This is a genomic window from Mycobacterium shunyiense (assembly GCF_058270035.1).
Genome location: NZ_JBZDPT010000021.1, coordinates 68,938 through 93,300, shown reverse-complemented (window position 1 = coordinate 93,300; position 24,363 = coordinate 68,938). Strand labels below are relative to the sequence as shown.

Sequence of the window (24,363 nt, the reverse complement as noted above, 5' to 3'; positions counted from 1 at the left end):
GCCACACGTTACGACAAACTCGCCGTCGTCTACCGGGCAGCAGCTGTCCTACGCGCCGTCACCCTCTGGCTTCTAGTTTTGTCAGACACGCCCTAGCCCACAGTCAGCGCGCGACGACACCGCGCAGGCTCGTATCGCGCACATGGATCTGCGCCGCCCGGGTACCCAACTGCCGCAGGATGTTCTCGGGGATCCAGCCCACACAGATCACGGACCGGGCCAGCATCTCGTTCGACGGACTGTCGATGCTGATCTCGCCGGCCCTGATCCCTGCGGCGAGAAGTGACTTGACCTGTTTGACGCGCTGCGTGAACAACCAGCCGGGGTTGGGGGTGTCCGGCGGGGACTGGCGCATCCATGCGAGCTGGATCCTGAACTCGTCTCCGAACTGGTCCAGCGCGTTGGTGTGGATCCAGCTCAGCGCGTCGAGCTTTTCGATCGTGGTGCCCTCGGATCCGAGGACTTCGGTCCAGCCCACGGCGATCTTCTCCCCGAAGGACTGCATGATGGCCGCCAGCAGTTCGTCCTTCGACCCGATCAGCCGATAGACGGTGCCGGTGCCCATGCCTGCCGCGGAGGCGATATCGCGCACGGTCGTACCCTCATAGCCGCGCCGGCCGAACTCCGCCCGCGCTACCGCGCGGATATGGGCGGTCTTGTCATCGGCCTCGGAGGCGGCCTCCTCGATCCAGGTCCGCACCACGGCGTCGGCCGCGATGAACGGGACGGACGTGTCGAGTTCGGTGTCGGTGGGCCGGCCGGTGGCCAAGCCTTCCAGCAGAATCCGGCACAGCAGGGTGGCGACCTTCTCCGGTGCGGCGTTGTGGCGCATGACGTCGAGGCCGACCTGCAGCATGGTCTGGCAGATCCGGTCGGCCAGAACGGCCAGATCGATATCCGAGCGCAGGTAGCCGGCCCATCGGGCGGCTCGCAGCGTCTGCTGCATGGCATCCAGCGTCGCCGTCGGGCGGCGCTGTGCCAGCGCGACGAGGTCGGGGTTGGAACTCGGGCTCTCGTAGAACGACATCTGAAGAGCGGCACGGTGTGCGACGGCGCATCGCGCGATATCCGAGCCGAGCTCGGCGATCCGGTCGAACGGCGATGCCGGATCGGGGCCGTCCAACCGGCGCTGGGCGTGCTCGGCGATGCGGTCGAGGTCTTCGTGATACCGCTCGAGCAATTCCACCAGGATGGCTTCTTTGGATTCGAAATGGTGGTACAGGCTGCCCGGCAGAATGCCTGCCGCGTCCGCGATCTCCTGCAACGATGTGCGCAGGCCCGACGTGGCGATCAACGTGGCGGCGGTCTCGAGGATCTCGGTCCGGCGCGTACGATCCTCCGCTACGGTGCCGGGTTCGGTTGCGCGACCTGGGGTGCGCTTGAGCGTCTTGCGCTCCCCAGGGGTTACCTGGGGACGGCCCACAGCGGCTCCACGATGATTGCTGGCTCCCGTCATACGATTTGGGTTTCCGACCCAATATTTGGTTAGAGGCTACCAGAACAGCGCTGGTGCGCCGGGGATCCCGTGAAGCCAAAGACGCCGGTAGACCCTGCACGGCCGGGTTGCGGGCATTGCGCCGAACGTGCCGACGGCAACGCTGTCGCCGGACTCACCCGGTGACGCCGAGCCGCTCGGTAACCGCGAATACCTCGTCGTAGATCGACCCCGGCACTGTGAACGGCTCTGTCGCAGCCACTTCCGACAGATGAGCGGCGACATCGTCGGCGGTCGGGTTGTTGTCGGTGGGTGCCAGCCAGCCCTCACCCAGCCCGACGAACACCCGGGCGAACCGTCCGGCGCAGGCAGAGAAGTTCTGATGACTGAACTCGCAGTCACGGCTGGCCAGGTACACCACCAAGGGTGCCACCAGCTCAGGCCGGATCGCCTTGAAGAAGCCGTTGCCCTCAAGCGCTTTCGGATCGCCGAGGGTCTCGGTGACCATCCTCGAGATGCCGAACGGCAGTACGGTGTTGGCCAGGATTCCGTGCGGCGCGCCCTCGAGCGCGATCACATTGGCGAGGCCGACCAGGCCCGCCTTGGCTGCAGCGTAATGGGCTTCGAGGTGCTGGCCGAACATCCCTGCCGACGAGGCGATGAACACGAACCGGCCGTAGCCCTGGTTCTTCATGACCCGGAACGCAGGCTGGGACAGGTAGAAGCCGCCGTCGAGGTGCACTCGCAGCATGCGACGCCAGTCTTCGGGGGAGAGCTCGTCGAACGGGACGCTGTTGAAGATGCCCGCGTTGCTGATCACTACGTCGAGCCGACCGAACTGTTCGACGGCGGTGCGCACGATCGCCTCGCCACCTTCGGGGCTGTCGACCGAATCGTAGGACGCCACCGCGGTACCGCCGGAGCCGACGATTTCGTCGACAACCTGATCGGCCACCGCGACGTCCGAACCGTCGCCAGACATGGACCCGCCCAGATCGTTGACCACCACTGCGGCGCCGCGCCGTGCCAGCTCGAGAGCGTATATCCGGCCGAGGCCGCGGCCGGCACCGGTCACCACGGCGACCTGGTCGTCGAAGTCGATCACTTTGTAGCCCTTGCCAGTTGATGTTCCGGGTCGGTTGATTGACTCCGGTCGGCCCGAACTCTACGGTGGAACAGATATTTGGTCAACGGGGTGCGGAGGTGGAAAGTGCCCGGTGGCGGTGACGACGACGGCCGGTTCGCCGGGCTGGGCATGCTGGCGTCCGCCCTCGCAGCTCGTCCGGTTGCGGTGACGGCGGCCGCCCCGGGGGCCGCGCCGTGGACCGATGGCAAGACCGTGTTCGTCGATCCGTCGGCGTCCACGCGTACGCAGCTCGAATCGGTGGCCGTGCAGGCATCACTGATTGCGGCAGGCAGCCTGGACCCTGATGTGCTCGGAGCCCTGGTCCGTCATCGGCGGTTGGCCGGCCGTTATCTGGCCGTCGAGGGACACCGCGCGCTGTTGGTAAACCGCGCACTCCTGCCGAATTCCCTTGGCGCCATTGCGGACCCGAGGGTCTGCGAGGGTAGCGATTCACCCGCAGCGTCCCTGGCGATGGCGAGCGGCAAGGGTGCGTTACCCGATCCGCCGACGGGATTCGGTGCGATCCAGGCCAGGAAGGTCCTGGCGGCGTGCGCAGCGGCCAAGCCTGTAGATGAGCGGTCGGTGGCACATGTGCCGCGGCGCGATGAGAAGCAGGAGCTCGAGGAACTCGATGAAGACGACGTCGACGACTCTGATGACCCCGATCTGTTCTCCAGCCCGGTCGGCGGGGGTGGAGCCATTGGAAAATGGCTCAAGAAGCTCTTGTCGTCGTCCCGCAAGACAGGTGGCAGCAGTGGGGGGCCGCCGGGTGCCGATTCGCCAACACACCGAACCAACTCGACGAAACGTGGGGTGCACGCGGTCTCCTCGCTCGCCACGGTGTCGTCGGAGGAAATCGTCGACGTCAAGACCGACGGGGTGAAGTATCCGGAATGGAACGCCGAACGCCGCGTCTATCGACTCGACTGGTGCACCGTCCGCGAGGCTGACCCGCAGATCAAGCCGCACGCGACCCAGCAGATCGAGGACGCGATCAGCGTGCGGCGCCCCCTGGCGCGTCTTGGCATGGGACTGCATCGGCGTCATCGGCAACCGCAGGGCGACGACATCGACATCGACGCCGCGCTGGAGGCCCGGGTCGAAGTTCGGGCCGGATCGGTGCCCGACGAGGCCGTCTACCTGGACAGTCTGCGTCGCCGGCGGGACCTGTCGGTGCTTTTGCTGTTGGACATCTCCGGTTCGGCCGCTGAGCCGGGCACCGTCGGGCGCACGGTGCATCAGCAACAGCGGACGGCAGTGGCCCATCTGATGGTGGCGCTTCACGACCTGGGTGACCGGGTGTCGCTGTACGCCTACTACTCCCAGGGTCGGTCGGCGGTGACGATGGTTCCGGTGAAACGGTTCGACGACCACCTGGATGCACAGGTGTTCCGGCGACTGAACAGCCTTGAGCCGGGCGCGTATTCGCGTCTCGGAGCGGCGATCCGGCACGGCTCGGCGGTCTTGGAGGAGCGTGGTGGCACCTCGCGGCGGCTACTGGTCGTGCTGTCCGACGGACTGGCCTACGACCATGGTTACGAGCGCGCCTACGGTGCTGCCGACGCCCGACGCGCCTTGACCGAGGCTCGGCGTCGGGGGACCGGTTGCGTGTGTCTGACCATCGGCGCCAGCACCGACGTGGAGTCGTTGCGTCGGGTGTTCGGGAGTGCCGCTCACGCCACCATCGCCAGTCCCGATCAGCTCGCCGGCGTGATCGGGCCGGTGTTCCGCTCCGCGATTCGTTCCGGCGAGGTTCGTCGCCGAGTGTCGTGATGTGAAGGCCCAGAATGTCTTTGGGGCTGACCGGATATGAGCAGCCGCGTTGTGAAGAATGGTTGAAACAAACATCTGTTCCACGATAGGCTCACTTCCGTACCGCAGCGTTGCGGCTACGACGAAAGGTGTGTTGATGGCCAACGAGTCCGGGCTCACTCACCAGAACGGCGCCAGTTCGCAGGCCCTGAGTGCACGTCCCTATTACCGACCGGTCGGCAACGAGGAGATAGTGTTCAAGGCGGCGTACCGCCAGGGCCTTTCGCTGGTCTTGAAGGGGCCGACGGGGTGCGGTAAGACGCGCTTCGTCGAGGCGATGGCTCACGATCTCGGGCGCCCGCTGATCACCGTCTCCTGTCACGACGACCTCACCACCGCCGACCTTGTGGGTCGGTATCTGCTACGCGGCGACGAGACGGTGTGGGTGGACGGGCCGCTGACCCGCGCTGTGCGGGAAGGTGCGATCTGCTATCTGGACGAGGTGGTCGAAGCTCGGCAGGACACCACGGTGGTGCTGCACCCACTGTCCGACTACCGGCGCCAGTTGCCCATCGAACGGCTCGGCATCACGCTCGATGCGGCACCGGGATTCGGTCTGGTCATGTCCTACAACCCGGGCTACCAGAGTGTGCTCAAAGACCTGAAGGACTCGACGCGTCAGCGGATGGTGGCCATCGAGTTCCGTTTTCCGGATCCCGATGTCGAAGAGGGGATCATCGCCCACGAAGCGGGCGTGGATCATGCCACGGCTGTCGAGTTGGTGCGGTTCGGCCAGGCGATCCGGCGCCTGGAGACCGGCGGCCTGCGTGAGGTCGCATCGACCCGCGTGTTGATCGCGGCGGGAAGACTCATCGCCGAAGGCCTGCCGGTCGCGGTAGCGGCAAGGGTGGCGATCGCGGGACCGCTCACCGATGACGTTGCGGTAGGTCGCGGTCTGCACGAGTTGATCGACGTCTACCTGGGCAGATCCGCATCGGGTGATTGACGGTGTGTCCGGCCGCCATTAGTGTCTGAACAAATATTAGGTCTGCCCACGGCGCCCTCGCGATGAGTGCCGAAACATGGAGGTCAGATGTCGTACGAGAGCACTGCGCAGCCCATCAAAGTCGGCTATTTGATGGATTTCACCCTGCCGCCGGGTTTCCCGGAAGAACTGATGGCCTCGTTCACCCAGACGTTTGAGCTGGTGTTCGAGGAGGCAGTTGAGCAGGGCCTGATGGATCGCCCGGTGCAGATGATCTACCGCGAGGTGGAAGGGTTGCCGAAGGGATCGGTCAAGGCAGTGATCGACGCCTTCGGTGAGCTTGTCGACGAGGGTTGCCTGGTGGTGTTCGGGCCGAACATCACCGACAACTGCGTACCACTGCGGGAAGCGATCGAGGAGCGCTTCAAGGTGCCCGCGATCAGCGTTACCGGGACCGACGACTGGCTCGGCGAGTGGACGTTCGCCTTCCCCCAGGGATCGATGACCGACGAACCCATCTTCCTGGCGGATCTGATCTCGAAGCGGGGCCTGACCGAGATCGGCGTCCTGGTGGAGCAGAACCTCATCGGTGACAGCTATCTGAAGAATCTACGAACTGCATGTGCCCGCAAGGGTATTCGGATTGTCGCCGAAGCCGCGATCGCGCAGACCGCCCAGGACATCAACGCCGCGGTGAGCACGCTGCACGAGGCGAAGGCAGAGGCGATCGTGCACCTCGGTTTCGGTTTTGGCATTGTCTTCATCAATCCCGCACTTGAGGCCGTCAACTGGGATCCCCCGCGCTTCACCACCACCGCGTTCCAGAACGCGTGGGTCAATCCGATCATGTGGAACGCGCTTCTGGGTTGGGTCGGGGTCGATCAGTACGACGAGGGAAATGCCGTCGGGCAGGCCTGGCTGGACCGGTATGCGAAGCGGTACAACGGGAGTCGCCCCGAGTACTGCGTTTCGGTGGTCAACCACGACGTGGCGGCCACGCTGGTGCGAGCCTTCACCGACGCGCATCCGTTGAGCCCGCGCGGGGTCAAAGAAGCGCTCGAGCGCGTGAAGATGATGCCCGCGGCGTCCGGCGCGCCGGGAACCCGGGTGTCCCTGGGGAAGTGGACGCGACGTGCATGGATGGGGCCGGGATATCTGGTCGCGCGGACCCTCGATGCCGACGGCATCAACTCGCACCTCGTCGACCGGTTCGGGGCGGAATGACATGACTACCAGGGAATCCCTACCGCCTGACACACAGGTCAAGCCGCCGCCGCGCCATGGGCCGAATTGGGGCCGGGTCGTGGCGCTGCTCGCCTGGCTCGGCTTTCTCGGCCTGTTCGTCGCGGTTGGGCGGACGGACGTCGACCCGCGGGTGGCCAACCCGAACGTCGAGGGGCGCCCACGTCCCGTCGCGTTCCTGACCGCGTTCGACCACTGGCAGATCATCCCGCAGGTGGGTGCCGTGATCATCGTCGTGGCGTTCACCGTCATGTTCATTGTCGGCTGGCGGAAAAACCCCGGCAGTCCGGTACTGCTGATGGTCCTGTGCACGACGCTGATCGTCTGGCAGGACCCGATCATGAACTGGTCGCCGTACGCGGTGTACAACCCGATGCTGCTGCACTGGCCAGAGAACTGGTACCTGATCATGATGTCGCCGACGGTGGAACCGTTCATCGTGTTCGGCTACGTATTGTTCTACTTCGGACCGTACTTCCCGGCGATCTGGATTCTTCGCAAGCTACAGGCCAAGCGCGGCCCTGAAGCGTTCGTTACCCGACACTCGCTGGTCAGCCTGGGCGCCCTGGTGCTGGTGATCGGGTTCATCTTCGACGCCATACTGGAAGTCAGCCTGGTGCGAACCGGACTCTACATCTACTCGCAGGCGATTCCGTTCGGAACGTTGTTCCCCGGCAGCACCTTCCAGTTCCCACTCATCTGGGAATCGCTCTCGGTGACGTTCGTGATGATCCCGGCGGCGATCCTCGTTTATCGCGACGACACGGGAAAGTCGGTGGCCGAGAAGCTCGCTGCGAAGGCGAGGCTCTTCCCGACGAAGCCCGTACTCGGCACGTTCCTGGTGATGTTCGCGATCATCAACGTGTCGTACTTCGCCTACGGTGGCTGGTTCTGGGCGATCAAGGCCAGCGGGCTCGCCACCTCGGTCGCCTGCCCGTGGCCATATCCCGAGGCCAAGATCTATGACCCCCAGGGCTACTACCGGGCGAACGGTGCCGAGGGGCCGTACTCGGTGGGCAAGTGGTCCACCTGGCAGCAGGGACCGTCCCGCAACCTCGACGTCGAGCTGGGTTCGAAGAGCGATCGGTGCGCAACGGGGAACCAGCATGACTGAGCGGACCGATGAGCGCTTGCGCGAAGAGCATAGAACGGTCCTGATCACGGGTGCGTCCCGTGGGCTCGGCTTCGCCTCGGCCACACACCTTTATCGCGCGGGGTGGCGCGTGGTGGCTGCGATGCGCTCGCCGGATCGCGGAATGACACTGCTGAGGGAAGCAACCGGAGCAGGGAACGATGACGACCGGCTGATCGGCATCCAGCTCGACCTCACCGACGCCGCTTCGATCGCCGCGGCGGCCAAGGCTGTCACCGAAACCCTCGGGGCACCGCATGCGGTGGTTCACAACGCCGGGATCTCGGCGGCCGGAATGGTCGAGGAGACGCCTCCGGATCTGTGGGAGCGCATGTTCGCGACCAACGTCTTCGGCCCGGTGGCGCTCACCAGGGCGCTGCTGCCGTCGATGCGAGACGCCGGACGGGGCCGCATCGTGCTGATCTCCAGCGCTGCCGGGGTTCGTGGAATGCCGGCCACCGCACCATATTCGGCGGTCAAGGGAGCACTGGAACGGTGGGGGGAGTCGATGGCCGGCGAGGTCGGGCCGTTCGGGATCGGCGTCACGATTCTGGTCACCGGTACCTACGACACGGAGATCATCACCGACGCGGGCACGACAGACGTCCGTGACCTCGACGGGCCCTATGCCCGCCACCACCGCACGATGGACAAGCGGGGGCGGGCCATGATGAAGCGCGCGGCCCGGCGCCCCGAGAAATTCGCCGCAGGTCTGGCCAAAGCCCTCGACAGCCCGAAACCCTTCGTCAAGACCGCTGTCGGCCCGGACGCACGAATGTTGTTGATCGCCAACCGCTTGCTACCCACTGCAGGTTTGCACCAGATGACCCGGCTGATGATGGGCATCCCGCGGTTCGGCGCATTACGAGGGGAGAGTGCGGGCCATGACTGACTTCGAAGCGAGGATGTTGATCGACGGCAAACTCGTCGAGGGTGAGGCAGGAGCCTTCGCCAACATCAACCCGGCGAATGAAGATGTGCTCGGCGAGGTCTCGGACGCGTCGAAGGCCGACATGAACCGGGCCATCGCCGCGGCCCGCCGGTCGTTCGACGAGACCGACTGGTCGACCGACCATCAACTCCGCAAGCGGTGCCTTGAACAACTGCACGAGGCGATCGAGGGCGAACTGGAGTCGCTGCGCGAGGAACTCATCGCCGAAGTCGGTGCGCCGCGCGCCGTGACCCACGGCCCCCAACTCGACGCTCCGTTCGCCGACGGGCTCAAATACCCGGCCCGACTGATCGACACCTTTCCGTGGGAAACCGATCTCGGCGATACCGTCGTCTCCGTCACCGGGGTGAACACCACCCGCAAGGTGTGGCGTGAGCCGGTCGGCGTGGTCGGTGCCATCGTGCCGTGGAACTTCCCGTTCGAGGTCGCCGTCAACAAGCTGGGGCAGGCCCTGGCGACCGGTAACACCGTGGTGCTCAAGCCTGCGCCCGACACACCGTTCAATGCCACGCGGCTCGGCCGGCTCATCGCCGAGAACACCGACATCCCAGCGGGTGTGGTGAATGTCGTGACGGCATCGGACCACCTCGTCGGCGAAGAACTCACCCTGTCACCCAAGGTCGACATGATCTCGTTCACCGGCTCGACGGCCGTGGGTAGGCGAATCATGGAAAAAGGTGCCGCGACGATGAAGCGGCTGTTCCTCGAACTCGGTGGCAAGTCGGCGACGATCGTGCTGGAAGATTTGGATGACACAGCGTTCAACTCCGCATGTTTGATCGGTATCGGCCCGTTGCTACACGCCGGGCAGGGCTGCGCAGCTCCCACCCGAATGCTGTTGCCGCGCTCCCGTTACGACGAAGGCGTGGCGATCCTGAAGGCGATCTACGAGAACATCACCCCAGGCGATCCGCAGGATCCCGGAACCCTCTGCGGCCCGGTCATTTCAGCCAAACAGCAAGCCCGCATCCTCGGCTACATCGCGAAGGGCGTCGACGAAGGTGCCACGATGCTCGTCGGCAGTACGCAGGCGCCGACGGCTCTCGGTCTGTATGCAAAGGGTTTCTGGGTCAGCCCAACCCTTTTCACCGATGTCGACAACTCGATGACCATCGCGCAGGAGGAGATCTTCGGACCGGTTCTCGTCGTCATCCCGTACGAGGACGAGGATGACGCCGTCCGGATCGCCAACGACAGCCCGTACGGGCTCGCAGGCAACGTCATGTCGGGCTCGCTGGAGCGGTCGCTTGCCGTCGCGCGCCGGCTGCGCGCCGGGTTCATCGGGCTCAACGGCACCGCAGGTTACGGCGCGGACACCCCGTTCGGCGGTTACAAGAACAGCGGAGTCGGACGCCAGAACGGCATCGCCGGATTCGAGCAGTACACCGAGATCAAGTCCGTCGCCTACCCGGCCGGCTAGGAGGAGACAGCTTTGTCGCAGCTATTTGACGACCTGGAGGACTTCGGCTCGTTCGACGACGCCGTCTCGGGAGATGTCCGGGATCCATTCCCGGAGCTCGCCAGGCTTCGCCGCGAGGAACCGATCCAGCGGATCGACATGTCCGCGATGCCGGGAGAAGCGGGTAAGCCCGTGTTCATCGTGTATCGCTACGACGACGCCCAGCAGATGCTGCGCGACAACCTGACGTTCTCGTCGTCGGGTGTCATCGCAGCGTTCGGTCCGGTGCTCGGCGAGCGCGTGATGCTGGGCATGGATGAACCGGTGCACGGCCGGCTGCGTTCGCTGGTATCGAAGGCGTTCTCGCAGAAGGCGTTGACGCGTTGGGAAGACGAGTTGGTCGGCCGGGTCGGCAACGAACTCATCGACAAGTTCGCGGACAAGGGCAGGGCCGACCTGGTCAAGGAATTCACCTTCGACTATCCGAGCCGGATCATCGCGGGATTGTTGGGATTGCCGGAAGCGGACTATCCCCAGTTCCAGCGTTGGTCCATCTCGCTGCTGAGTTGGATCCTGAATCCCGAGCGCGGTCTGGCGGCTTCAGCCGCGCTGTGCGAGTACTTTGCTCCGATCCTGCAAGCCCGTCGGGCCGAGCCGAAGGACGACATGATCAGCCTTCTCGCCGAGGCCGAGATCGACGGCGAGAAGCTCACCGATGAAGAGATCTTCTCCTTTCTGCGGTTGCTGTTGCCGGCCGGAGTGGAGACGACGTACCGGTCGCTGGGCAATCTGCTGTTCGGGTTGCTCTCGGACTCGACGCAGCTGGACGCGATCCGGGCCGACAGATCACTGCTGCCACAGGCCATCGAGGAGGCGGTGCGCTGGAATCCTCCGCTGTTGACCATCACCCGGACCACCACCTGCGACACCGAGCTCGGCGGGGTGCACATCCCCGAAGGTTGTTCGGTGATGCCGATGCTCGGCTCGGCGAATCGGCAGGACGATCGGTGGGAGAATCCCGACGAGTTCGACATCTTCCGCACCGCCAAAGGAAACCTCGGCTGGGGTCACGGTGTCCACGTGTGTCTGGGCATGCACCTGGCACGGCTGGAAATGCGCACCGGCATCAACCTTCTGCTGGATCGACTGCCCAATCTGCGGCTGGACCCGGACGGGGACGATCCGCACATCCGCGGTCAGGTCTTCCGGTCGCCGACGGCGCTACCGGTGCTGTTCGATGCGGCCGCCCGATGACCACCCCGGCGAGCAGACACATATGTACCCGACACACCGCGATTCGGGGTACGTATGCGTCTGCTCGCGCTAGGAAAAGTGACCCGAGGAGAGGCTGAGATGACCGACTTCGAGACGGTGGACTTCTTCACCGACGAGTCACTGGTGCCCGACCCGTACCCCTACTTCGACCACCTGCGGTCGAAGTGCCCTGTCGCCCAGGCGACCCCGTTCAACGTCCTGGCAGTGACAGGCTACGACGAGGCGTTGGCCGTCTACAGGGACCCGGCGTTCTCATCCTGTGTGTCGGTCGCGGGCCCGTTCTCGGGGATGCCGTTCGGGCCGGGGGACAGTGACGATGTCACCGACCTGATCGAGCAGCACCGTGCCGCGGTTCCGATGGCCGAGCACATCACCTCACAGGATCCGCCGGTACACACCCGCACCCGCGGGCTGATGAACAAGCTGATCACGCCGAAACGCCTCAAGGAGAACGAGGAGTTCATGTGGCGACTGGCCGATGAGCAGCTCGACACCTTCATCGACAAGGGCGGCTGCGAATTCCTGGCCGACTACGCAAAACCGTTCTCGCTGCTGGTGATCGCCGATCTGCTGGGTGTCCCGGCCGACGATCACGAGGAATTCAAGGCCGCGTTCGCGCTGGAGACGGTCGGTGAACTCGGCAAGGAGGCACCGACGACGCACAACCCCCTGCAGTGGCTCAACGAGAAGTTCTACGCCTACATAGAGGATCGCAGGCGCACGCCACGCGACGACGTTCTGACCGGGCTGGCGCAGGCCAAATATGAGGACGGTTCGACGCCCGAGATCGAGGACGTGATGAACCTGTCGACGTTCCTGTTCGCCGCGGGAACGGAGACGACCACCAAGCTGGTGAGCTCGGCGGTGCGGTTCATCGGTGACAACCCAGGATTCGAGAGGTTGCTGCGCGGGGACCGCAGCAAGATCCCGGCCTTCCTCGAGGAGACACTGCGCTTGGAAAGTCCGGTCAAATCGCACTTCCGGATGGCCGGCAAGACCACCAGCATCGGTGATGTCGAGGTTCCCGCTGGGACCACCGTCATGGTGCTTCCCGGAGCGTGCAACCGCGACGAACGGAAGTTCCCCGAACCCAACATCTTCCGAACCGACCGTGCCAACGTACGCGAACAGATCGCATTCATCCGCGGTGTCCACTCCTGCCCGGGTGCCCCGTTGGCCCGCGCGGAGGGCCGGATCTCGCTCAACCGGATCCTCGACCGGATGGGTGACATCACGATCTCCACCGAGCACCACGGCACGGCGGACAACCGCAACTACACCTACGAACCGACCTTCATCATGCGTGGGCTCAGCACGCTGCACATCACCTTCACACCGCTGCACTGACACCTCAAGCAGACGCAAACTCGCCAGAGAAAAGGAGCACCACATGACCGGAAAGCTCGACGGCAAGGTCGCTTTCATCACCGGTGCCGCCCGCGGGCAGGGCCGGGCCCATGCAATCGCGATGGCCAGGGAGGGCGCTGACATCGTCGCCGTCGACATCTGCCGCGACATCCCGTCCAATCCCTATCCACTGGCCACACCCGAGGATCTCGCCGAGACCGAACGGTCGATCAAGGAACTCGGCCGACGTGTCGTCGCGCGGGTCGCCGATGTCCGCGAGCGCCACGAGCTGCGCGACGCGGTCGAGGCGGGTATCGCCGATCTCGGCAAGATCGACATCGTGGTCGCCAATGCGGGCATCCTGCCGATGGCGATGGGCAATCCCGATCCGATGGGTTTCGTCGATGCCTCCGACGTCGATCTGCTGGGCGTGATGAACACCGTCGCGGTGGCGATACCGCATCTGCCCGACGGTGCGTCGATCATCGTCACCGGTTCCACCGCAGGCATGATCCGCGGCACCACCACCAGTCCCGACATGGGCCCGGGTGGCGCTGGTTACGGTTGGAGCAAGCGGATCGTGATCGAGTACGTCAATGAGATGTGTCTTCACCTGGCGTCGAGGATGATTCGGGTCAACGCGATCCATCCGACCAACTGCAACACCCACTTGCTGCAGAACGAGGGCATGTACGGGGTGTTCCGTCCGGATCTCAAAGCCGCAGGCAAGACAGCCACCCGCGAAGATGCCGAGCCGTTGTTCAACCTGTTCCAGGCCATGCCGATTCCGTACATCGAACCGGAGGACATGGCCAATCTCGGGGTGTTCCTCGCCAGCGACGACAGTCGGTACATCACCGGCCAGCACATCCGCGTCGATGCGGGTTCACTGCTCAAGTGGCCCAACGGACCTCAGTAGGTCTCACCCGGGGCGGTGCAGGAAGCCCTATTAGAAGTCGCAAAACTCGTGTCCCCAGGAGGTGACAGTGGGCGCAATCATCATGTTGGGCACCCTGTTTGGCTTGATAGTCCTGATCGTGGGTCTGGTGCTGTATTTCGATCCGGAGGCGCGTCGCACGCCGCCGGAGCCTCGGCCCACACCGGGCACGGAGGTCGAAGCGTGAACGTGCAGCTCCTGATCAATGCCGGTGTGGCCTTCGCCTACGTCACCGGTCTGGGTTTTCTTGCCGTGGGCATCTACCTGAGCGTGCGCCGCGGCCGACTGCACCCGTTGCTGCTGCTGTGCATCTCGGCACTGTCGTTTTCCTGGATCGAGGCGCCCTACGACTGGGCGATGTACGCCCAGTTCCCGCCGGCGCTCCCGCGGATGCCGTCGTGGTGGCCGCTCGACATGACCTGGGGCGGGCTGCCCTCGGCGGTACCGGTCGGCTACATGGGGTACTTCGTCCTCCCGGCGATCATCGGCGCGGCGCTGGGGCGGTGGGCGATCAGGAAGTGGCACTGGCGACGTCCGCAGACGCTGCTGCTGGTTGGCTTCGCCGTCGGGTTCTGCTGGGCGCTGTTCTTCAACGCGATCATCGGCGCGCGGCTCGGCCTGTTCTACTACGGCTACGTGATCGAAGGCCTCGGCCTGTGGGAGGGGACCAAGCACCAGTACCCGATCTACGACGCCATCGCCATGGGTGTGCAGATGATGGTGTTCACCTACCTGCTGGGCCGAACCGATGGGCAGGGCCGCAACGTCATCGAGATGTGGGCCGACAAGATCTCCAAGACACGGGTGCAGTCAGCAGTGGTTTCGGTGATCGCCGTCATCGTGGTCGGGCACGCGGTTTACGCCTCGGTCTTCGCGCCGCATCTGGTCACCAAACTTGGTGGGTGGGTGACCGTGGGACCGACCGAGCAGTTGTTCCCCGGGGTCCCCAATCAACCGCGGTAGCGGAGCCGAGGGGGCTACCATCGCAACACATGGCGTCGCTACGCCCACATTATGAGACGTTGCAGTCGATCTACGACATCTCAGACGAGTTCTTCGAGCTGTTCCTGGGTCCGACGATGGGCTACACGTGCTCGTACTTCGATCGCGTCGGCATGTCTCTCGACGAGGGGCAGAACGCGAAGTTCGATCTGGCGCTGTCAAAGTTGGACCTTCAGCCCGGTATGACGTTGCTCGACATCGGCTGCGGCTGGGGTGGGGGATTGCAGCGGGCCGTCGAGACGTATGAGATCGACGTCATCGGTCTCACTCTCAGCCGGTCGCAGCGCGACTACGCCGAGGCCAAGCTGGCCAAGGTCCCAAACGGCCACCGCGTCGAGGTGCGACTGCAGGGCTGGGAGGAATTCGACGAGAAGGTCGACCGCATCATGTCGATCGGGGCATTCGAGCACTTCGGTCACGAACGTTATCCGGCGTTCTTCGAGATGGCCTACAACGCGCTCCCGGCCGGTGGATCGATGCTGTTGCACACGATCTGCGGCATCACTCAGGACGATGCGGTCCGGATGGGAATCCCGTTGACGCTGAGTGTCGCCCGGTTCGTCAAATTCATCATGGCCGAGATCTTCCCCGGCGGTCGGTTGCCCACGGGACCGATGGTCGAGGAACATGCCCGAGAAGCCGGGTTCGAGGTGGCCATGGTGCAGCCGATCGGCCAGTACTACCCGAGGACCTTGGAAGAGTGGGCGGCCAACCTGGAAGCACATCGTGACCAGGCCATCGCCCTGCAGTCCCAACAGGTGTACGACCGGTACATGAAGTACCTCACCGGTTGTCCGGACCTCTTCCGCGGCGGATACCTCGACGTCAATCAGTTCACACTGCGGAAGTAGCGAGGGCCTTTACCGCCGAGCCGCGATCTCAGTAGTTGTTGCAGCTGCCCGCGATCGAGTTGATCGGCCCGAAGTACTCCTGAGCGGCCGGGCTGGCCTGCAGCTGGGCCACCGTCTGCTGGCGCTGGGCCGGTCCCGACGCCAGGAAGTTACGCAACGCACCCTGGGCGAACGGGGACGCGTTGAACTGCTGTGCCAGATCAGGACGCTGGGCGTTGAGTGCCGCCATGACCTGCTCGTAGCTGCAGGTCGTGTTGACCACACCGCTGAAATCGGGTTGGGCGGATGCCACTCCCGTCACCAGCGGAACGGACAGGGCCAGACCGCCGAGAGCGGCCGCGATGTACTTGAAAGACTTGCTCACCTGCTGGAAACCCCCATGTTGTTCGCCCAAGAAGGCGACGCCTTGTACGTTTGCCGGACCCGACCTCACTCGAGGCTAACAGGCGGCAGACGTACAAGGCGTCCTAGCGAAACCGCTCCGGGTCCGCATCAGTCGATGACGGCGGCTTCCTTGCGCTCGGTGATCGGCCGGGCCAGCTCCTGCTCATTGCAGATGCGCTGCAACTTCTCCAGGGTCTCGTCCAGGCCGGGGCCCAGCTTCTTGCCCGGGGTGAAGCGCGCCGGCAGATTTCGCATGCCCTGAATGACGCCGATCGTGTCGTAGTGCACGGTGCCCTCGGCGTCGCACACGTAGTCCGGCATCCGGTCCAGGACCGCGGTGAGCATCGACTTGAACACCGTGCGCGCCACGTTCGAACCCACACAGCGGTGCACTCCGATGCCGAAGCTGAAGTGCCGGTTGCCCTTCCGATCCAGGACAATCTCGTTTGGCTGGTCGAACACCGACGGGTCACGGTTGGCCATCGCCCAGGACAGCCACAGTCGCTCGTACTGCTTGAACTGCTGCCCCTCGACCTCGACGTCCTCGGAGAACGTGCGGCCGTCACCGGGCGCCGGCGTGAAGAAACGCAGGAACTCTTCGGTGGCCGGGTCGAGAAGGGTGGCACGCTCGTCGCTCAGCCGGGTGCGTTCGTCAGGGTGCTCGCCCAGCCATTCCAACGCATGCGCGGTGAGTGCGGTGGTGGTGTCGAATCCGCCGCCGATGACCAGCCCGAGATTGCCGAGGATCTCCATGTCCGGTGCCGGTTCACCATCGATGCGTAGCTGCAGCATCGCGTTGACCAGCCCGGGCCGCGGCGTCTCCCGGATCTCCATCATGTTGTTGATGATGTCGATGCCCATCTCGCGGTGCTGCTCGTTGATCTTCTCGCGATCGGGGGAGTGTTCGGGTGTGTACACCGACGCATGGGTGGGCTCGCTGTAGACGTTCCACTTCTTGAGCTCGATGCCCATCATGGCCAGGGTGAATACCGCGGGCACCACGTTGGCCAGATGCTCGACGAAGTCGATCTCGCCGGACTCGATGTGCTCGTCGAGTGCGGCGCGGGTGATCTCGTCGACGAACGGTACCCACCGCTTGATGGCGGCAGGGGACAGGTACGGGTTCAGCGCACCGCGGTAGGCGCTGTGCTCCGGCTCGTCCATCTCCAGGATGCCGCCCCGCACCACGGTGGCCCGGCTGGCCTTCGGGATCGTGATGCCCTGATACGGCGTCTCGCCACTGATGTCGTGGTGATTCGAGACGACAGGGCAGCGGGCGAGCTCGAAGACATGCCTGCTGTCGGCGGCCACCCAGTGCCCGTTGTAGGCGTCCGTCCACGCCATGGGGCAGCGGGACTGCATCTCCTCGGTGATCTTCTCGAACTGCAACCGGTATTCCGGCGTGTGCCGGTCGAAGTGGTAGTTGTTCTTCTTGCGGTCGTCGTCGGTCGTGACATCGTCGATACTCACGGCGTTGTCTCCCTTGGCCTTTCGGTCTGCGTCAATCTTCGATGACGATGGCTTGCTCAGGGCAGGAGTGCGCGGCCTCGCGGACCGCGTCCTCCTGATCCGCGGGTACCAGGTCAGAAACCGGTGACGCGTGACCGTCGACGTCATCGAGGACGAACGAATCCGGCGCGATCATCGAGCACAGGGTGTGCCCCTGGCAGCGACTGGCATCAACCGAAACCTTCACTACGACAACTCCTTTCGAACCGCTGGTTGCGGAATCAGACGTGGTAGTCGTACCACTTGAGGTAACCGCCTGCGTCGACCCGCAGTTGCATGCCGGTGACGTACCGGGCCTCGTCGGAGGCCAGCCACAGCACCGCGTTGCTGATGTCCTCCGGCTCGATGAAGTTGACCTTCATCGCCTGCTGCACACCGAACACCGGCTCGGCATCGGCACGGGTGGGGTTCTCCAGATCCGGCCGGAACGAGCGGTACATCGGCTCGCTCTGCAGCATGTTGGTGTTGCAGTTGGTCGGGTGGATGACGTTGGCGCGGATGCCGCGCACCGCCAGTTCGGTGGCCAGCGCATGCACGTATTCGGAGATCAACCGCTTGGAGATCATGTAGCCCATGCCGCCTGGATCGGCGCCGGGGTTGGGCTTGTTGTGGGCGTCCATCAGCGCGGCGGCAGATGCGGTCGCGATGATCGAAGCACCTTCCTTGAGGTGCGGTAGCGCGACCTGGATGGCGTTGATGGTGCCGACGAAGTTGGTGTTGATGCCGTCGGTCCATGCCTGCATCGCAGGCTGCCCCTTCATCGCGGCGATGCCGGCCTGCGCGACGACGATGTCGACCTTGCCGAACTCTGCGAGCCCGGATTCCAGCGCGCTGCGCAGTTCGGCCTCGTTGCGGACATCGGCCTGTGCGGTGACGATGCGTCGGCCGGTCTTCTCGACGTAGTTCTTGGTCTCTTCGAGGTCTTCGGCCGTGGCCATCGCATAGCCGACGGTGTCGTAGTTCTTACAGATGTCGACCGCGATGATGTCGGCGCCCTCTTCGGCCAGTCGGATCGCGTGACTGCGGCCCTGGCCGCGTGCCGCGCCGGTGATGAACGCGACTTTCCCGGCAACCCTGCCTTCTCCGCTGTTTCCCACAATTGTCCTTTCGCTGATGATGTTTCGGGTGCGCCTGCGCGTCAGGTGTTACGGCCGCCGTTGACGCCGAGGATCTGGCCGGTGATGTAGCCCGCCTCTTCGGAGACGAAGAAGGCGCAGGCGGCGGCGATGTCCTCCGGCTTGCCCATCCGGCGCACCGGCGTCTGCGCGATCTGCTTGTCGGTGTCGCCGAGGAAGCCCTTACCTTCGGCCTTGCGCAGCATCGGGGTGTCGATGAAGCCCGGCGGCACGGCATTCACGGTGATGCCGTTGGGGCCGAGTTCCAGCGCCAGGCTCTTGGTCAGGCCGTTCACTGCGGACTTCGCCGCGACATAGGGCGACATGAAGGGCTGGCCGGAATGCGTACTGGACGACGAGATGTTGACGATGCGGCCCCAGCCGGCCTCGAGCATGTCGGGCAATGCCGCCTGGATGCAGTGGAATACGCCATTGAGATTGACGTCGATGATCTGCTGCCACTTCTCGAACGAGACGTCGCTGAAACGCTTGAAGCAGTCCAGGCCCGCCGCATTGACCAACACCGAGATCGGACCGAGTTGGGCGCGAATGGCATTGAGCGCGGTGTCGACGGCGGCGCGATCGGTCACGTCGGCGACATGAGCGAACTCGTCATCCGAGGGCTGTAGGTCGAGAACCGCGACATTGAGGCCGTCAGCGCGCAACCGGGCGGCGATGGCCGCTCCGATACCGGAACCTCCTCCAGTGACAACGGCATTCTTCATGACAGTTCTCCGGTCGCCGGGCGGGGCCGGACTTTCTCAGGGGTCAAGAATCATCCTTCCGATTATGAGAACCGTACTCTCGGACCGGTGTTCCCCGCAAGATCCGGGCTCAACGTGCGCGCCTCCTGCGGAGATGGTGGATCTGCAGCGAATAGGGCATGACTAGCTGATCTAGCTTTCACTTGAGTTCTCATCGAGCGAATGTATGATTCGCCGGTGATGAGAATGCAGTTTCCATCACAGTAGTGAATCGCCTGAGGAGGATGATGCAGCAGGAAGCGCCGACCATCGCGGCAGAACAGCGGGCTGACCGGAAGTTGTTGATCGGCGGAGAGCTGCGCGAGACGCCGCGGACGTTTCCTTCCGTCAATCCAGCTACCGGTGAGGTGTTCGGATACGCGCCGGACGCAACGGTCGCCGATGCCCAGGCTGCGGTCGCCGCGGCCAGGCAGGCGTTCGACCACACCGACTGGTCCACCAACACCGAGTTCCGGGTCCATTGCCTGGAGCAACTGCACCGGGCGCTGGTCGAGAACCGCGACGAACTCGCCGCACTGACCACCACCGAGGTGGGGGCCACCGCGGCATTGTGCGCCGGTGCCCAGCTGGACGGACCGATCGACATCGTGCGGTACTACGCCGAGCTGCTCAGGACCTACCCGCTGACCGAGGACCTCGGGAACATCGAGAGCCGCGGCATGCAGCATCACCGGTGGGTAGAGAAGGAAGCGGGCGGCGTGGTGGCCGCGATCATCGCCTACAACTATCCGAACCAACTGGCCCTGGCCAAGCTGGCGCCCGCGCTGGCCGCCGGTTGCACCGTGGTGCTCAAGTCCGCACCGGACACCCCGTTGGTCACCCTGGCGCTCGGCGAGCTGATCGCCAACCACACCGACATCCCGGCCGGCGTCGTCAACGTGCTCTCGGGCGCCGACCCGGAGGTGGGTGCGGTGCTCACCACCAGCCCCGACGTCGACATGGTGACCTTCACCGGTTCCACGCCCACCGGCCGGCGCATCATGGCCGCGGCCAGTGAGACGTTGAAGAAGGTGTTCCTGGAGCTCGGCGGCAAGTCGGCCGCGATCGTGCTCGACGACGCCGACTTCAACACCGCCGCACTGTTCTCGGCCTTCAGCATGGTCACCCACGCCGGTCAGGGCTGCGCGCTGACGTCGCGGCTGCTGGTGCCCGCGAAGCACAAGGACGAGATCGTCGAGCTGATCAAGAACAACTTCGGCCTGGTGCGTTACGGCGATCCCACCGATCCCAAGACCTACATGGGGCCGCTGATCAGCGAGAAGCAGCGCGACAAGGTCGACGGCATGGTCAAGCGCGCCGTGGAGGCCGGCGCCACTCTGGTCACCGGTGGCGAGAAGGTCGACCCCGGCTACTTCTACACCCCCACTCTGCTGGCCGATGTGGACCCGGACAGCGAGATCGCCCAGGAAGAGGTCTTCGGGCCGGTGCTGGCCGTCATCGCGTACGACGATGATGACGACGCGGTGCGGATCGCCAACAACTCGATCTACGGGCTGTCCGGCGCGGTGTTCGGCAGCGAGGACCGCGCGCTGGCCGTGGCCCGTCGAATCCGGACCGGCACCTTCTCCATCAATGGCGGCAACTACTTCAGCCCCGACAGTCCGTTCGGCGGATACAAACAGTCGGGCATCGGCCGGGAGATGGGCACCGCGGGACTCGAGGAGTTCATGGAGTCCAAGACGTTCGCCCGGGTGCTGTCATGAGTGGCGGGCCACTCGCAGGCGTCCGCGTTCTCGAGGTCGCGATGTACGGCTTCGTCCCCTCGGCCGGAGCCGTGCTGGGGGAGTGGGGTGCCGACGTCATCAAGGTCGAGCACGCCGTCACCGGCGACCCGCAGCGTGGTCTGCGCCAGACCGGGCCGCTGCGCGTCGAGGGCGATCCCAACCCGAACATCGAGCATGCCAACCGCGGCAAGCGCAGTATCGGCCTGGACATGTCGGTGCCGGAAGGTCGCGAGATCCTGCTGGAACTGGCGAAGAAGGCCGACGTGTTCCTCACCAGCTTCCTGCCCGGGCACCGGCAGAAGTTCGGCATCGACGTCGACGACATCCGCGCGGTGAACCCGAACATCATCTACGCCCGGGGCAGCGCCCTGGGCCCCCGCGGTGAGGAGTCGGTGAAGGGCGGTTACGACATGACCGCCTTCTGGTGCCGCGCCGGCACCGCCGCGACCATCACCCCCGCCGGCATGGCGGGAATGATCGCACCGCCCGGGCCGGCCTATGGGGACACCATCTCGGGCACGAACCTGGCCGGCGGCATCGCGGCGGCGCTGTTCAAGCGGGAGCGCACCGGCGACCCGTCGGTGGTCGACGTGTCCCTGCTGGGCAGTGGCCTCTGGTCGATGGGCCACACCGTGGCGCTGACTCAACACCTGAACCAGTTGATGGTGACACCTCCACCCGGTGTGCACGGGTCGCCGATCAATCCGCTCGTCGGGTTGTACGGCACCGCCGACGACCGCTACATCTCGTTCGTGATGATGCAGCCGACCAAGTTCTGGGCTGACGTGTGCCGCCACATGGATCTGGAGAGCTACATCGACGATCCGAGGTTCGCGACTGCCGAATCGTTCGCAGAGAACACGCCCGACGCGGTCGAGATCCTCACCGAGGCGATGAAGAAGCGAACTTTGCCAGAATGGAGCGAGCGATTCACCACGCTGGCCGGACCGTGGGCTCCGGTGCAGGACACCCTGCAGGCGGGACAGGATGCCCAGATCCGGGCCAACGAGTACCTGGTGCAGGCGGGCGAGCTCGAGTTGGTCGCCAACCCAGTGCAATTCGACGTCACGGCGCCGAGCACGGGGCCGGCCCCCGGCTTCGCCGAACAAACCGACGACATCCTGGTAGAACTCGGTCTGGACTGGGATCGCATCATCGAACTCAAAACCGCCGGCGCGGTCACCTAGGCCACCTCCGTCATGCCCCTCGTCTCGTCCGCCGCGCACTGTGTGTCGTGGGCTGCTCCCACCGCAGCCCACGACACGAGCGGTCCTTCATGCGACCGGGGGTGTCCCAATTGTCAACTACCCGAGCAAGTTCTACGTTATTTGCCTCCGCGACAGATACCGGGTCCGATAGCATCAGGCACTCGGGGGGCGGTCACGGGGGCAAGTCTGTCCGGTTTCACCGGTGGGTCCGGTGAAGCGCACGAGGTCCGCAGGAAACAGGAGGTGCGTCAGATGTCCGAACGCGCCCCGTATCTGCTCTTCCTCGTGAAAGGCAATGTGCTCCAGTCGTATTCGTATGTGTCCGAGCGCCCGACCGGCCGGTTGGCATGTGCCGGCTCGGAGGTTGCGGCATGACCCGGCTCGGGCTCCGGGCCGCAGCACACGTAGTAGATCTGTTCGAGCACCCGCGCGGTGAAGCACTTAACATCGGCGCACCGACCGCGGCGTCGGCAGCCACTTGCCGGAACAGGAGTTCTGATGGCAGATAAATGGTCGACCGGAGTATCGCTACGCAACCTGTCGGGCCCGATGCAGGCCGTCGGGGCGCTGTTCGCGATGTCGCTGGACGCCATCCGGTTCATCTTCAAGCGTCCGTTCCAGGGCCGGGAGTTCCTCGAGCAGTGCTGGTTTGTCGCCCGGGTGTCGATGGCACCGACGCTTCTGGTGGCGATCCCGTTCACCGTGCTGGTGAGCTTCACCCTCAACATCCTGCTGCGCGAACTCGGTGCGGCCGACCTGTCGGGCGCGGGTGCTGCCTTCGGTGCGGTGACCCAGTTGGGCCCGATGGTGACGGTGCTGATCGTCGCCGGCGCCGGGGCGACGGCGATGTGTGCGGATCTGGGTTCGCGGACCATCCGCGAGGAGATCGACGCCATGGAGGTGCTCGGCATCAATCCGATCCAGCGTCTGGTGACGCCGCGGATGCTGGCCTCGGGGCTGGTGGCGCTGCTGCTCAACAGCCTCGTGGTGATCATCGGCATCCTGGGTGGCTACGTGTTCTCCGTGTTCATCCAGGACGTGAACCCGGGTGCTTTCGCGGCCGGGATCACCCTGCTGACCGGTGTGCCGGAAGTGATCATCTCGTGTGTCAAGGCCGCGCTGTTCGGCCTGATCGCCGGACTGGTGGCCTGCTATCGCGGATTGACGATCTCGGGCGGCGGTGCCAAGGCAGTGGGCAATGCCGTCAACGAAACCGTGGTGTACGCCTTCATGGCCCTGTTCGTCATCAACGTGGTCGTCACGGCCATCGGTATCCGCATGACGGCGCACTGAGGCAGGGGACGCAATGGGAACCATGACGATCCTGCGGTCGACCTACCCGCGGGTCAGCAGACAGTTCAACAAGCCGGTGTCGACCTTGAGTCGGATCGGCGATCACACGCTGTTCTATCTCAAAGCACTGGCGGGCACTCCGCACGCGGCGTTGCACTACCGCAAGGAACTGATCCGGCTGATTGCCGAGATCTCGATGGGTGCAGGCACATTGGCCATGATCGGCGGAACCGTCGTCATCGTCGGGTTCCTCACCCTGGCCACCGGCGGTGTGCTGGCCATCCAGGGCTACTCGTCGCTGGGCAACATCGGCATCGAGGCACTGACCGGCTTCCTGGCGGCCTTCATCAACGTCCGGATCGCCGCACCGGTGGTGGCCGGCATCGGCCTGGCCGCCACCTTCGGCGCAGGCGTCACCGCCCAGCTCGGTGCGATGCGGATCAACGAGGAAATCGACGCACTGGAGGCCATGGCGATCCGGCCCGTCGAGTACCTGGTGTCCACCCGCATCGTGGCCGGGATGATCGCGATCACCCCGCTGTACGCCATCGCGGTGATCCTGTCCTTCCTGGCCTCCCAGTTCACCACCGTGGTGCTGCTCGGGCAGTCGGGCGGCCTCTACGACCACTACTTCACGACGTTCCTCAATCCGATCGACCTGTTGTGGTCGTTCCTGCAGGCCGTCCTGATGGCCATCACCATTCTGCTGATCCACACCTACTTCGGTTACTTCGCCTCCGGCGGGCCATCCGGGGTCGGGGTCGCGGTCGGCAACGCCGTACGAACCTCACTGATCGTCGTGGTCTCGGTGACCCTGCTGGTGTCACTGTCCGTCTACGGCTCCAACGGAAACTTCAACCTGTCGGGTTAGGGAGAAGAGTTGACACGAAACGTGGGACCGGGCCCAGCCCACCGGTCCGAAACCACAAGT

The 24,363-nt window shown here is 64.7% G+C and carries 24 protein-coding genes; 17 read left to right on the top strand and 7 right to left on the bottom strand.

Annotated elements, in window-relative coordinates:
• Positions 1-103: 103 nt before the first annotated feature.
• Together AC4ELS_RS15055 and AC4ELS_RS15050 are read right to left on the bottom strand one after the other, a co-directional pair.
• A complete protein-coding gene (locus tag AC4ELS_RS15055) occupies positions 104-1,423 on the bottom strand; it encodes a TetR/AcrR family transcriptional regulator (RefSeq protein WP_499047947.1) in 1,320 nt (439 codons plus the stop codon).
• A 187-nt stretch (positions 1,424-1,610) separates the two neighbouring features.
• Entirely contained in the window at positions 1,611-2,540 is a 930-nt protein-coding gene (locus AC4ELS_RS15050; protein ID WP_499047944.1) for an SDR family NAD(P)-dependent oxidoreductase, read from the bottom strand.
• A 150-nt stretch (positions 2,541-2,690) separates the two neighbouring features.
• On the opposite strand from AC4ELS_RS15050, the gene AC4ELS_RS15045 reads away from it, so the two are divergent.
• The 12 genes from AC4ELS_RS15045 to AC4ELS_RS14990 all read left to right on the top strand — a co-directional run bounded on the left by AC4ELS_RS15045 (position 2,691) and on the right by AC4ELS_RS14990 (position 15,435).
• Complete coding sequence (locus AC4ELS_RS15045) at positions 2,691-4,334, top strand: nitric oxide reductase activation protein NorD (RefSeq protein ID WP_499047951.1); 1,644 nt, start codon at positions 2,691-2,693, stop codon at positions 4,332-4,334.
• 136 nt (positions 4,335-4,470) lie between these two features.
• Positions 4,471-5,319, top strand: a complete 849-nt coding sequence (locus AC4ELS_RS15040; protein WP_499047942.1) for a CbbQ/NirQ/NorQ/GpvN family protein — start codon at positions 4,471-4,473, stop codon at positions 5,317-5,319.
• An 87-nt stretch (positions 5,320-5,406) separates the two neighbouring features.
• A complete protein-coding gene (locus tag AC4ELS_RS15035) occupies positions 5,407-6,522 on the top strand; it encodes an ABC transporter substrate-binding protein (RefSeq protein ID WP_064886222.1) in 1,116 nt (371 codons plus the stop codon).
• A 1-nt stretch (position 6,523) separates the two neighbouring features.
• Complete coding sequence (locus AC4ELS_RS15030; protein WP_499047940.1) at positions 6,524-7,654, top strand: spirocyclase AveC family protein; 1,131 nt, start codon at positions 6,524-6,526, stop codon at positions 7,652-7,654.
• Positions 7,647-8,564 (top strand): SDR family oxidoreductase, encoded by a 918-nt coding sequence (locus tag AC4ELS_RS15025; protein ID WP_499047939.1) that lies wholly within the window; start codon positions 7,647-7,649, stop codon positions 8,562-8,564. Before AC4ELS_RS15030 ends, AC4ELS_RS15025 begins: the two co-directional genes overlap by 8 nt.
• Entirely contained in the window at positions 8,557-10,044 is a 1,488-nt protein-coding gene (locus tag AC4ELS_RS15020) for an aldehyde dehydrogenase family protein (protein ID WP_499047937.1), read from the top strand. Before AC4ELS_RS15025 ends, AC4ELS_RS15020 begins: the two co-directional genes overlap by 8 nt.
• Positions 10,045-10,056: 12 nt before the next feature.
• Entirely contained in the window at positions 10,057-11,277 is a 1,221-nt protein-coding gene (locus AC4ELS_RS15015; protein ID WP_499047935.1) for a cytochrome P450, read from the top strand.
• 99 nt (positions 11,278-11,376) lie between these two features.
• Positions 11,377-12,645 (top strand): cytochrome P450, encoded by a 1,269-nt coding sequence (locus AC4ELS_RS15010; protein ID WP_499047933.1) that lies wholly within the window; start codon positions 11,377-11,379, stop codon positions 12,643-12,645.
• A gap of 43 nt (positions 12,646-12,688) precedes the next feature.
• On the top strand, positions 12,689-13,564 hold the full coding sequence (locus tag AC4ELS_RS15005) for a mycofactocin-coupled SDR family oxidoreductase (RefSeq protein WP_055115896.1): 876 nt from the start codon (positions 12,689-12,691) through the stop codon (positions 13,562-13,564).
• A 67-nt stretch (positions 13,565-13,631) separates the two neighbouring features.
• The gene (locus AC4ELS_RS15000; protein ID WP_499047931.1) at positions 13,632-13,769 is read left to right on the top strand and encodes a hypothetical protein; all 138 of its coding nucleotides are present in this window, start codon (positions 13,632-13,634) and stop codon (positions 13,767-13,769) included.
• On the top strand, positions 13,766-14,545 hold the full coding sequence (locus AC4ELS_RS14995; protein ID WP_499047929.1) for a spirocyclase AveC family protein: 780 nt from the start codon (positions 13,766-13,768) through the stop codon (positions 14,543-14,545). The genes AC4ELS_RS15000 and AC4ELS_RS14995 overlap by 4 nt, the downstream gene beginning before the upstream one ends.
• Before the next feature lie 29 nt (positions 14,546-14,574).
• Positions 14,575-15,435 (top strand): cyclopropane mycolic acid synthase family methyltransferase, encoded by an 861-nt coding sequence (locus AC4ELS_RS14990; RefSeq protein ID WP_498883406.1) that lies wholly within the window; start codon positions 14,575-14,577, stop codon positions 15,433-15,435.
• Positions 15,436-15,463: 28 nt separating this feature from the next.
• Here the strand turns inward: AC4ELS_RS14990 and AC4ELS_RS14985 are convergent, their stop codons facing one another.
• The 5 genes from AC4ELS_RS14985 to AC4ELS_RS14965 all read right to left on the bottom strand — a co-directional run bounded on the left by AC4ELS_RS14985 (position 15,464) and on the right by AC4ELS_RS14965 (position 19,168).
• Entirely contained in the window at positions 15,464-15,799 is a 336-nt protein-coding gene (locus AC4ELS_RS14985) for a hemophore-related protein (protein WP_064886229.1), read from the bottom strand.
• 128 nt (positions 15,800-15,927) lie between these two features.
• On the bottom strand, positions 15,928-17,289 hold the full coding sequence (locus tag AC4ELS_RS14980; RefSeq protein ID WP_064886230.1) for a cytochrome P450: 1,362 nt from the start codon (positions 17,287-17,289) through the stop codon (positions 15,928-15,930).
• Between the two features lie 31 nt (positions 17,290-17,320).
• Positions 17,321-17,515: a ferredoxin gene (locus AC4ELS_RS14975; RefSeq protein ID WP_064886231.1), complete on the bottom strand. Its 195-nt coding sequence runs from the start codon at positions 17,513-17,515 to the stop codon at positions 17,321-17,323.
• Positions 17,516-17,549: 34 nt separating this feature from the next.
• Positions 17,550-18,425, bottom strand: a complete 876-nt coding sequence (locus AC4ELS_RS14970; RefSeq protein ID WP_055115888.1) for a mycofactocin-coupled SDR family oxidoreductase — start codon at positions 18,423-18,425, stop codon at positions 17,550-17,552.
• A 41-nt stretch (positions 18,426-18,466) separates the two neighbouring features.
• A complete protein-coding gene (locus AC4ELS_RS14965) occupies positions 18,467-19,168 on the bottom strand; it encodes an SDR family NAD(P)-dependent oxidoreductase (protein ID WP_064886232.1) in 702 nt (233 codons plus the stop codon).
• A 263-nt stretch (positions 19,169-19,431) separates the two neighbouring features.
• On the opposite strand from AC4ELS_RS14965, the gene AC4ELS_RS14960 reads away from it, so the two are divergent.
• The 5 genes from AC4ELS_RS14960 to AC4ELS_RS14940 all read left to right on the top strand — a co-directional run bounded on the left by AC4ELS_RS14960 (position 19,432) and on the right by AC4ELS_RS14940 (position 24,303).
• A complete protein-coding gene (locus AC4ELS_RS14960; protein ID WP_064886233.1) occupies positions 19,432-20,910 on the top strand; it encodes an aldehyde dehydrogenase family protein in 1,479 nt (492 codons plus the stop codon).
• A complete protein-coding gene (locus tag AC4ELS_RS14955; protein WP_082941821.1) occupies positions 20,907-22,118 on the top strand; it encodes a CaiB/BaiF CoA transferase family protein in 1,212 nt (403 codons plus the stop codon). Before AC4ELS_RS14960 ends, AC4ELS_RS14955 begins: the two co-directional genes overlap by 4 nt.
• A gap of 273 nt (positions 22,119-22,391) precedes the next feature.
• On the top strand, positions 22,392-22,514 hold the full coding sequence (locus tag AC4ELS_RS14950) for a hypothetical protein (RefSeq protein WP_302050795.1): 123 nt from the start codon (positions 22,392-22,394) through the stop codon (positions 22,512-22,514).
• 123 nt (positions 22,515-22,637) lie between these two features.
• Positions 22,638-23,432, top strand: coding sequence for an MlaE family ABC transporter permease (locus tag AC4ELS_RS14945; protein WP_047037647.1), 795 nt, complete (start codon positions 22,638-22,640; stop codon positions 23,430-23,432).
• Positions 23,433-23,445: 13 nt separating this feature from the next.
• Complete coding sequence (locus AC4ELS_RS14940) at positions 23,446-24,303, top strand: MlaE family ABC transporter permease (RefSeq protein ID WP_064886990.1); 858 nt, start codon at positions 23,446-23,448, stop codon at positions 24,301-24,303.
• The last annotated feature ends 60 nt before the right edge of the window (positions 24,304-24,363 follow it).

What these genes read in the sequence shown, in the direction of transcription:
- AC4ELS_RS15045 (WP_499047951.1), top strand. Translation starts at nt 2,691, where the DNA reads ATGCTGGCGTCCGCCCTCGCAGCTCGTCCGGTTGCGGTGACGGCGGCC.
- AC4ELS_RS15040 (WP_499047942.1), top strand. Translation starts at nt 4,471, where the DNA reads ATGGCCAACGAGTCCGGGCTCACTCACCAGAACGGCGCCAGTTCGCAG.
- AC4ELS_RS15035 (WP_064886222.1), top strand. Translation starts at nt 5,407, where the DNA reads ATGTCGTACGAGAGCACTGCGCAGCCCATCAAAGTCGGCTATTTGATG.
- AC4ELS_RS15030 (WP_499047940.1), top strand. Translation starts at nt 6,524, where the DNA reads ATGACTACCAGGGAATCCCTACCGCCTGACACACAGGTCAAGCCGCCG.
- AC4ELS_RS15025 (WP_499047939.1), top strand. Translation starts at nt 7,647, where the DNA reads ATGACTGAGCGGACCGATGAGCGCTTGCGCGAAGAGCATAGAACGGTC.
- AC4ELS_RS15020 (WP_499047937.1), top strand. Translation starts at nt 8,557, where the DNA reads ATGACTGACTTCGAAGCGAGGATGTTGATCGACGGCAAACTCGTCGAG.
- AC4ELS_RS15010 (WP_499047933.1), top strand. Translation starts at nt 11,377, where the DNA reads ATGACCGACTTCGAGACGGTGGACTTCTTCACCGACGAGTCACTGGTG.
- AC4ELS_RS15005 (WP_055115896.1), top strand. Translation starts at nt 12,689, where the DNA reads ATGACCGGAAAGCTCGACGGCAAGGTCGCTTTCATCACCGGTGCCGCC.
- AC4ELS_RS14990 (WP_498883406.1), top strand. Translation starts at nt 14,575, where the DNA reads ATGGCGTCGCTACGCCCACATTATGAGACGTTGCAGTCGATCTACGAC.
- AC4ELS_RS14965 (WP_064886232.1), bottom strand. Translation starts at nt 19,168, where the DNA reads ATGAAGAATGCCGTTGTCACTGGAGGAGGTTCCGGTATCGGAGCGGCC.
- AC4ELS_RS14960 (WP_064886233.1), top strand. Translation starts at nt 19,432, where the DNA reads ATGATGCAGCAGGAAGCGCCGACCATCGCGGCAGAACAGCGGGCTGAC.
- AC4ELS_RS14955 (WP_082941821.1), top strand. Translation starts at nt 20,907, where the DNA reads ATGAGTGGCGGGCCACTCGCAGGCGTCCGCGTTCTCGAGGTCGCGATG.
- AC4ELS_RS14950 (WP_302050795.1), top strand. Translation starts at nt 22,392, where the DNA reads ATGTCCGAACGCGCCCCGTATCTGCTCTTCCTCGTGAAAGGCAATGTG.
- AC4ELS_RS14945 (WP_047037647.1), top strand. Translation starts at nt 22,638, where the DNA reads ATGGCAGATAAATGGTCGACCGGAGTATCGCTACGCAACCTGTCGGGC.
- AC4ELS_RS14940 (WP_064886990.1), top strand. Translation starts at nt 23,446, where the DNA reads ATGGGAACCATGACGATCCTGCGGTCGACCTACCCGCGGGTCAGCAGA.